Genomic DNA, 8,206 nt, shown 5'->3' with positions numbered 1-8,206 from the left:
AGGACGAGGGTGGCCGTCACACGCCGTTCTTTGCGAACTACCGTCCACAGTTCTACTTCCGTACGACAGACGTTACGGGCACAGTTGAGCTTCCGAGCGGTACAGAAATGGTGATGCCAGGCGACAACCTGAAGTTCAACGTTGAGCTGATCGCGCCAATCGCGATGGAGCAAGGCCTGCGCTTCGCGATCCGCGAAGGCGGCCGTACAGTTGGCGCGGGCGTTGTGTCTGCAATCACTGAGTAAGTTTACGACCGCTTCGCGGACGTAAACGGTGGGTGGCATACGTTTTTGCGCAGCAAAACACGTAGAGAACCCACTCCTCTCCACCTAGGCGAGGACCAACGACAAACAATTTCAAACGGCACCCTGAGAAATCCGGGTGCCGTTTTCCGTTTTCTACGCTCATACTCGTAAGGTGCGTGGTTACCACGCACCTTACCGAAAGCATCTAGCGGTGCGGCCAAACAAGAGGTGCGCTGCTTTGCTCATAGGGGCGTCTCGAAGCAATCAATCCACCAGCTGCGGGCGCCGTTTGGAGGGCGGATCATGCGACGCTAACTTTTTGACTGTGCGTCAAACGAGTTCGTAGCCTCGGAATCATGACAAACATAGCGAGAGCTTAACTGAACCAACTAACGTTTCGAAAACAGCGACTTTATGAGGCCAGTTATCTCACTTGAAAACCAAACGAATAGTAACAGGAGCGACGATAGCAGAAGTGAAATCGGGGTGATTGATGTAGGTTCGGACAATCCGAAGATTATCAAGAAAAAGCCGACAAAAAACACTTTTCCGGTTCGATCTGGCGCTTTCAATTGTGGGCTTACTTTCCCGCCCAATGCGATTAGTCATAGCTATATCAGGTATGTAAGAAGATCACTCAATTTCTCTTGCCAACTCTCCCGACTCAGCCTATACGCGCGCTACCGAGAAGGGTGCGCTCAACGCGTGCCCTTTTCATATGGTACATACAGACGCGATGAGGGTGGTGGATGAGCCGCTATCTTCCTCTCCGATCTTAACCCTGTAGACAGGGGTGATGATTATGGCCGCGAGCCAAACCATCCGCATTCGCCTTAAGGCGTTTGATTACCGTGTACTCGATGCGAGCACTCAGGAAATCGTCAATACAGCAAAACGGACAGGCGCAGACGTACGCGGCCCGATCCCTTTGCCGAACAAAATCGAAAAATTCACCGTTCTGAGCTCGCCTCACGTGAACAAGAAATCCCGCGACCAGTGGGAAGTTCGCACGCACAAGCGTATGCTAGACATCATTGATCCGACCCCCCAGACCGTTGACGCGCTGATGAAGCTCGACCTCGCTGCTGGTGTGGATGTCGAGATCAAGGTTTAAGGGAGTATCACACAGATGCGCTCTGGAATCATTGCAAAGAAAGTCGGCATGACCCGGCTTTTCATGGAAGACGGCAAGCAGATCCCTGTGACCGTTCTCCAACTCGACGCGCTTCAGGTTGTTGCACAGCGTACAGATGAGAAGGACGGCTACACAGCGGTTCAGCTCGGTGCAGGCACAGCAAAAGCCAAGCGTACTTCCCAAGCTATGCGCGGTCACTTCGCAGCGGCGAAAGTTGCTCCGAAGCGTAAAGTCGCTGAGTTCCGTGTTTCTGAGGATAACCTCATTGGCGTGGGCGAAGAGATTTCTGCCGAGCACTACCTCGAAGGCCAGAAAGTGGACGTGTCCGGCACATCCATCGGTAAAGGTTTCGCGGGTGCTATGAAGCGTCACAACTTCGGCGGTCTTCGCGCGACACACGGTGTTTCCATCTCACACCGCTCGCACGGTTCAACAGGTCAGTGTCAGGATCCCGGTAAGGTTTTCAAAGGCAAGAAAATGGCCGGTCACATGGGTGCAGCCCGCGTGACAACGCAGAACCTCGAAGTCGTTAAGACTGACGCAGATCGCGGCCTGATCATGATCAAAGGCGCGGTACCAGGCTCCAAAGGCGGCTGGGTCACAGTAAAAGACGCTGTGAAAAAGAAACTGCCAGACGGCGTTCCTTTCCCTGCGGCTCTTAAATCTGCAGCAACTGAGGCACCTGCCGAAGAAGCACCTGCAGAAGGCGGTGAAGCATGAAACTAGATGTAATCAAACTGGACGGCGGCAAAGCCGGTTCTGTTGACCTGGACGAGGCTCTGTTCGGCCTTGAGCCACGCGCAGACATTCTGCACCGTGTGGTCCGTTGGCAGCGCAACAACGCGCAGGCTGGCACCCACAAGGTAAAGACGCGCTCTGAAGTGAAGTACTCCACAAAGAAGATCTATCGTCAGAAAGGTACTGGCGGCGCACGTCACGGTGCTCGCTCTGCTCCGATCTTCCGCGGTGGTGGTGTATACAAAGGCCCAGTCGTTCGCTCCCACGGTCACGATCTTCCTAAGAAGGTTCGTGCATTGGGTCTCAAGCACGCTCTGTCCGCTAAGGCGAAAGCTGGCGAACTCGTCGTGATTGATGAAGCCGCTGGTGCAATGAAAACTGCAGCTTTGGCCAAGCAGGTTTCTGCATTGGGTTGGAAACGCGCACTTATCATCGACGGCGCAAGCGTGAACGAAGACTTCGCGCAAGCAGCACGTAACATCGAAGGTCTCGATGTTCTGCCGTCCATGGGCGCAAACGTCTATGACATCCTCAAGCGTGATACACTTGTCATCACAAAGGCGGGCGTCGAAGCATTGGAGGCACGTTTGAAATGAGCGCAGCAGCTAAGCACTATGATGTGATCCGCAAGCCGATCATCACTGAAAAAGCAACAATGGCGTCCGAAAACGGCGCGGTTGTGTTTGAAGTGGCAATCGACAGCAACAAGCCAATGATCAAAGAAGCTGTTGAAGCTCTCTTTGGTGTAAAGGTCAAAGCGGTCAACACGACGATCACTAAAGGTAAATCCAAGCGCTTCCGCGGCCAGCTCGGCACACGTAAAGACGTGAAGAAAGCCTATGTAACGCTCGAAGAGGGCAATACAATCGACGTGACAACTGGTCTGTAAATCTCAGACTTGAAAAACGAAAAGGCCCGCTCTTGCAGCGGGCCTTTTTGCGTTTCATGGTTTGGAATGTTGCCGAGCTTAAGGCGCGTAGGGCAGGGAGGAGTGGTGCAACACGACGCGCATCGTACCATCTGCATCAAGCTTGTAGCCGAATGTTTTATCCGCTTTGGTCGTGTTGCCATCTTTGTCCGTGAAAAAGGCCCAGCCCATCCACATCGCAACGTCACCCTCAACAAAGTTCGCCGCCTCTTCAAAGCGCACATCGCGCCAGCCCTGGATCGCAAAGCCGGTGTCGTTTGGATAGGTGTCGTCATGCGCAACGAAATAAGACAGAGCGCCGTCCTTGGTCGTTCGGAACGTCTGCGCACCGCCGCTCAAAGTGGGTTTGAACAGAACAGGGCCGAGGTTGTAGCCATAGGCCGCGTCCAACACATCGCTCGCCAACGCGCGCGCCGCATCAATGCCGCCCTCTTCAAAAGCCTTAGAAATCGCGACCAAGGCATCGCCCCATGCTTTGCGAGCCGTGTTCAGATCGTCTTGAGTGATTGGCATAGGGGTCTCCTTGATAAGTTTGAATCTCATTTGGTCGCGCATGTATCTAGCGTGCCTGCGGCGCACTGCAAGTATCTTGTGTCGTTTGGGCACGGATATCTCGCCTTCAAGGGCGGCCAAAACAGTTTTGCTTACTCGATTTCCGCGCAATTCATTCAAGGGGGAGTTTTCTGCACAAAGTCACTGCACGACACGACTTGAAACCGGCGCGCCTCACCTCTTAAGTCTATTGAGCACAAACGGAGCTAAAACATGCGCAACGCAGCATTGGTATTGGGGATTATCGGCGGGTTGATCGCTATGGTGATAGGCTTTTTCGGCTATGGTTATACCGAGATCGTGCGCGCCAATGCGGACGTGGGCGAGGTCTTTGGCACCTTTGATAACGAAGCGCTTGTCCGCACCGCGAGCTTCCTCGCGCCACTGTTGGCGATCGCGGGCGGCGCGATGGCGCGTATCCGTGCGCTCTGGGGTGGGGGTCTTTTGCTGGTTGCCACTGCGCTTATGTACTTCGCATTTGGCTTTGGCGTCTTCACTATGTTCCCAATTGGCTTCTGTTTGCTTGGCGGTGTTTTGGCGCTGGCTGCTGGTAAACCGGACGAGCCCAAGGCGCACTTCTGAAGGCTCAAATCAAAGCGGACCCCGCGCGATGTGCCATGGTGTGATTGAACGTCGCCGATGTGAAATCGAATATGCCCGACTGGAGAAAACAAACCTCACAATCCGCTAAGCGCTGCCATCGAACTCCACCAGATCGACAGGGGGAGAAGGCAGCGATGGCAAATGGCGGGATGATATTTCTGCCGAGGGTTCAGAAACTCTGCCCGTAACTCCGTTTCGTAACAGATGTACTCGATAAAGGCGGCTCACCCTTTTGAGGGGCCATAAGAACCAAGATACTTTTCTGGAATAGCCTGCCCACCAGGGACCAGCGCATTCGTGGCTTCAGTGCATTCCGTTAACCTGTTTTTCCAACGTGTGCGGGCCGCAAGAAAACCGGAGGGAAGATCGTCGTGCACGCAAATCCAGTCAGGTTTGGCACTCGATGTTTTGGCCATGACCTCATCAGCGCTCGACTTCACCCAATGTTTGTTACGCTTCTCGACGCGATAGAAAACATACCCAAGCGCGCCAATCTGGCCCAGCACGTCTTGCATCGGTTGGCGTTCAACTTTGCTAAGAATTTCTAGGGTAAAGATCGGTTTGTGGGCTTTGATGGTCTCCAAGGCACCACGCAACACATTGGCTTCAAAAGTCTCAACGTCGATCTTCATGATCGTCGGCGCCGCGAGGCCCTCTTTCACGAGCTGATCGATTGTGACGACCGGAACCTGCACTGCTTCATCGCTGTTACGAAAGCTTGCATTGAGCGAGTTTGAAGTCTCTGCTTTGCCAGAAATATAGAGGTCCACCGTGCCGCAACTGTCAGAGATTGCTGACTGCAAAACCTCGTATTCGAGCGCGTTTTTGTCTCGTAGATTGATGGTTTGGGCAAACGTGTCGGGCGTCGGTTCAAACGCAACGATTTGTGGGGACTGCTTGTGGAAAATAGTGGCGATCAGCGCGGAATACAGACCAATGTGCGCGCCGATATCGTAAAAGGACAGAGGCGCCATTGTAGTTTCACAAAGCGCGAGGAGAGAGGCCTGAAAGTCGCGCTCGAACGAGCCGAGCCCGCCACGGCGAAGCTGGCGCTGAACCGCCGTTTGTTTGCGGTCCAGCACGTTGAGGTGAGATTTATAAGGGCCTTGGTTTTTGAGGTAGAGCTTGTTCTTGGGCAGTTTGATAATGAGCGGCACGTCTATAATTCCTTAACAAATACAGGCGAGGTGTCTGAGGTCTAAATCAACGACTTGCCTTTGCCTAGAGAGTTGCCGCTATGGGTGATCTTTGACGCGCCGTGTAGAGCTTTCACCTGTTTGGGCGGAGCCGCTCCAAACGCCTGTTTCTTCGGGAGGCGCAGCCGACCAGCCCCCGACCGCCCCCTTGGGCGGGGGCTTCACCCCCCCCACCCGCGGTCGGAGGCTGGTCTTTTGTTTTGTTGTACTTCGCAAAGTCAGGCACGGCGCTTTTGCTGACGTTTCAATCCCAGAGGATCGGTTGTTCGGGTTTTGCTGGTATTTAGTGCGCCGTTTAAACGTGGAGCGCCCACACTGGGTTCGGCGTCATAGGGTCGGAATATCGAAAAAGAAAACATGAAATGTTCACAAACGACTCTTGGACAGGCATTTCTACGCATCCGATGTCGCTAATGTGCGGATTAGATCGTAGTTTTTTCTGTTTGTATGGAGACGACCAAGCTGTACTTTGTCGGCTCCTTTTTTGACGGCTTTCTCTGCGACCTCCGTTAGATACTGCTCGTCGATTTCGAAGTCCGCTAAAGAAAGGATTTCGATAGCGGTTCTTGTAACGTTTATTACTGCGAAAGTAAGTTCAGGTGTTTCATCCTTTATTTGCTTCATCTTAACTTCCAAAACCGAGTCATGACAAAGAATGTGGGCTAAATGTTCCCCTTTATGCTCAGTAGAGCCAAACTTATAGCTTATACCGCCCAGCGAAGATGCTGAACTTATTAGAGCCAATTCCTCTAGCGTTAGCAGATCGGAGAAGGTAATGCCTTTGTTCTCCAGGAACTTATTGTCTAGCTTTATGATCCCGCCATTTGTTACAAAGGGACCGATTTTTGCCAGTAAGTCTGCTTCGTCAACGGACATATTTGATAGATATTCCATAGCTCGCATAGAAAATTTTCCAGGCTGATTAACCTCTCCTGCCAACAGTTTTGCCCAGAGCCTTTGCATTTCTTCCCGAGAAACATTTTGAGCTGAAATTCTCCACTTTGAGAACCAATCAGGGTCGACTGCTCCGTCGGCGCTTGTTTGCGAAACATCGGCATCCATCTCTTCAGCAGCTTCTTCTGCAAATAGCGATATTCGTTTCAGATTAATTGCTTGCTGGATTTCGTTGGCGCGAGCTGTAGAAGTGGCGGAAACGGCAAATTCACTAGTTAACTCGTTTGAAAGAGTTTGATTGTATGTGTCTTCTTCAATTGGCCCAGTTAATAGTAGAGGAGCTGGGGAGTTTTCGATCAAAAGGCCGCTTGTTCTATCGATCTTCTTGCGGCCACTTCTCAATTCAGCAACGTCTATCTCAGCCTGTTCTAGCAATAGCCGCTCAGCAATACGTGCTTTTGTACGTGCTAGCCCAATCCTTTGTTCCTGCCATGGACCAAATATGCCCCCTGCGCCAGTTTGCAGTAAGTCAAGAAGACGAATAAGAACTTTTTCACCAGGGTAATCCAAAAGGTGCTCCTAAGCCGCGTTGCTAAGAGAGTTTCGCAGTGTAAAAGTGCCAATGCAACCACTTGACCCTCACCCCCCAACCCCCTAAGAGACCCCATCGGCACAGCCCCAGATTCGTCTGGGGCTTTGTTGTTGTTTGCTCAAAACATCGGGCGGACGTCTAATCGGGCACCTACGGGGGCCTCAACTTGGTCACCTCTTGCTAACAAAGAGGGGGCTTTAATCGTCGCTTGGGCCACAATCGGGCACAAGAGACATCAAAACGGAAGACCAAAGCATGGCACTCAAGTCGTATAAACCGACGACGCCGGGCCAGCGTGGGCTGGTGCTGATCGACCGTTCGGAGTTGTACAAAGGACGCCCCGTTAAATCCCTTACAGAGGGTTTGACGAAATCGGGTGGCCGGAACAACACCGGACGCATTACATCACGACGTCGTGGTGGTGGGGCGAAACGCCTCTATCGTATCGTTGATTTCCGCCGCAACAAAATGGATGTTGCCGCGACAATCGAACGTATTGAATATGACCCTAACCGCACAGCCTTTATCGCGCTCATCAAATACGATGACGGCGAGCAGGCGTATATCCTTGCCCCTCAGCGTGTAGCTGTCGGTGACAAAGTGATCTCTGCGGCAAAGGCAGACATCAAGCCGGGCAACGCAATGCCGTTCTCTGGCATGCCAATCGGTACAATCATTCACAACATCGAGCTGAAGCCTGGTAAAGGTGGTCAGATCGCTCGTTCCGCTGGTACTTACGCTCAGTTCGTAGGTCGTGACGGTGGTTACGCGCAGATCCGTCTGTCCTCCGGCGAACTTCGCTTGGTGCGTCAGGAATGCATGGCAACAGTTGGCGCGGTATCTAACCCAGACAACTCCAACCAGAACTACGGTAAAGCGGGCCGCATGCGTCACAAGGGCATCCGCCCAAGTGTTCGTGGTGTCGTTATGAACCCGATCGATCACCCACACGGTGGTGGTGAAGGTCGTACCTCTGGTGGTCGTCACCCGGTTACTCCTTGGGGTAAGCCAACAAAGGGTGCGCGTACTCGCAACAAGAACAAAGCGTCGCAAAAGCTTATTATCCGCTCGCGCCACGCCAAGAAGAAGGGACGCTAATTAATGTCTCGCTCTGTTTGGAAAGGCCCTTTCGTGGACGCATATGTCCTCAAGAAGGCCGAAGCGACACGTGAAAGCGGTCGCAATGAAGTTATCAAGATTTGGTCTCGTCGTAGCACCATCCTGCCTCAGTTCGTTGGACTGACGTTCGGTGTTTACAACGGCCAGAAGCACGTAACAGTAAACGTCACAGAAGACATGATCGGTCAGAAGTTCGGTGAATAT

General features: G+C 52.7%; 10 protein-coding genes and 1 pseudogene. 8 read left to right on the top strand and 3 right to left on the bottom strand.

What is annotated here, in order from left to right:
- The 5 genes and pseudogenes from tuf to ACRBCU_RS14780 all read left to right on the top strand — a co-directional run.
- A pseudogene (tuf, locus tag ACRBCU_RS14800) lies at positions 1–245 on the top strand (elongation factor Tu); the annotation flags it as partial.
- 802 nt (positions 246–1,047) lie between these two features.
- Positions 1,048–1,359: a 30S ribosomal protein S10 gene (gene rpsJ / locus ACRBCU_RS14795; protein ID WP_040776025.1), complete on the top strand. Its 312-nt coding sequence runs from the start codon at positions 1,048–1,050 to the stop codon at positions 1,357–1,359.
- A 15-nt stretch (positions 1,360–1,374) separates the two neighbouring features.
- Entirely contained in the window at positions 1,375–2,100 is a 726-nt protein-coding gene (gene rplC / locus ACRBCU_RS14790; protein WP_431366157.1) for a 50S ribosomal protein L3, read from the top strand.
- Positions 2,097–2,714, top strand: a complete 618-nt coding sequence (gene rplD / locus ACRBCU_RS14785) for a 50S ribosomal protein L4 (RefSeq protein ID WP_431366156.1) — start codon at positions 2,097–2,099, stop codon at positions 2,712–2,714. Before rplC ends, rplD begins: the two co-directional genes overlap by 4 nt.
- The gene (locus ACRBCU_RS14780; RefSeq protein ID WP_431366155.1) at positions 2,711–3,007 is read left to right on the top strand and encodes a 50S ribosomal protein L23; all 297 of its coding nucleotides are present in this window, start codon (positions 2,711–2,713) and stop codon (positions 3,005–3,007) included. The genes rplD and ACRBCU_RS14780 overlap by 4 nt, the downstream gene beginning before the upstream one ends.
- Positions 3,008–3,085: 78 nt before the next feature.
- On the opposite strand, the gene ACRBCU_RS14775 is transcribed toward ACRBCU_RS14780, so the two are convergent.
- A complete protein-coding gene (locus tag ACRBCU_RS14775; RefSeq protein ID WP_431366154.1) occupies positions 3,086–3,559 on the bottom strand; it encodes a phosphoribosyl-AMP cyclohydrolase in 474 nt (157 codons plus the stop codon).
- Positions 3,560–3,811: 252 nt separating this feature from the next.
- Here ACRBCU_RS14775 and ACRBCU_RS14770 point away from each other — a divergent pair, with 252 nt between their 5' ends.
- Positions 3,812–4,180 (top strand): hypothetical protein, encoded by a 369-nt coding sequence (locus ACRBCU_RS14770; protein WP_431366153.1) that lies wholly within the window; start codon positions 3,812–3,814, stop codon positions 4,178–4,180.
- Between the two features lie 245 nt (positions 4,181–4,425).
- Here the strand turns inward: ACRBCU_RS14770 and ACRBCU_RS14765 are convergent, their stop codons facing one another.
- Both ACRBCU_RS14765 and ACRBCU_RS14760 read right to left on the bottom strand, forming a co-directional pair.
- On the bottom strand, positions 4,426–5,358 hold the full coding sequence (locus ACRBCU_RS14765) for an FkbM family methyltransferase (RefSeq protein WP_431366152.1): 933 nt from the start codon (positions 5,356–5,358) through the stop codon (positions 4,426–4,428).
- A gap of 432 nt (positions 5,359–5,790) precedes the next feature.
- A complete protein-coding gene (locus ACRBCU_RS14760; RefSeq protein WP_431366151.1) occupies positions 5,791–6,861 on the bottom strand; it encodes a DUF2806 domain-containing protein in 1,071 nt (356 codons plus the stop codon).
- Positions 6,862–7,138: 277 nt separating this feature from the next.
- On the opposite strand from ACRBCU_RS14760, the gene rplB reads away from it, so the two are divergent.
- Positions 7,139–7,981: a 50S ribosomal protein L2 gene (gene rplB, locus ACRBCU_RS14755; protein WP_348498046.1), complete on the top strand. Its 843-nt coding sequence runs from the start codon at positions 7,139–7,141 to the stop codon at positions 7,979–7,981.
- Between the two features lie 3 nt (positions 7,982–7,984).
- Positions 7,985–8,206: 30S ribosomal protein S19 (gene rpsS, locus ACRBCU_RS14750; RefSeq protein ID WP_431366150.1), on the top strand; the 222-nt coding region annotated here is incomplete at its 3' end.

Origin of the sequence: Planktotalea sp., from assembly GCF_050633725.1 — a bacterium.
Classification (GTDB): Bacteria; Pseudomonadota; Alphaproteobacteria; order Rhodobacterales; family Rhodobacteraceae; genus Planktotalea.
The sequence above is the reverse complement of the archived record's forward strand: the minus strand, read 5'-3'. Positions and strand labels throughout refer to the sequence as shown.

Bases quoted from the DNA above. Each gene is read 5' to 3' on its own strand.
- rpsJ (WP_040776025.1), top strand. From the start codon at position 1,048: ATGGCCGCGAGCCAAACCATCCGCATTCGCCTTAAGGCGTTTGATTAC.
- ACRBCU_RS14780 (WP_431366155.1), top strand. From the start codon at position 2,711: ATGAGCGCAGCAGCTAAGCACTATGATGTGATCCGCAAGCCGATCATC.
- rplC (WP_431366157.1), top strand. From the start codon at position 1,375: ATGCGCTCTGGAATCATTGCAAAGAAAGTCGGCATGACCCGGCTTTTC.
- ACRBCU_RS14770 (WP_431366153.1), top strand. From the start codon at position 3,812: ATGCGCAACGCAGCATTGGTATTGGGGATTATCGGCGGGTTGATCGCT.
- rplD (WP_431366156.1), top strand. From the start codon at position 2,097: ATGAAACTAGATGTAATCAAACTGGACGGCGGCAAAGCCGGTTCTGTT.
- ACRBCU_RS14775 (WP_431366154.1), bottom strand. From the start codon at position 3,559: ATGCCAATCACTCAAGACGATCTGAACACGGCTCGCAAAGCATGGGGC.
- rplB (WP_348498046.1), top strand. From the start codon at position 7,139: ATGGCACTCAAGTCGTATAAACCGACGACGCCGGGCCAGCGTGGGCTG.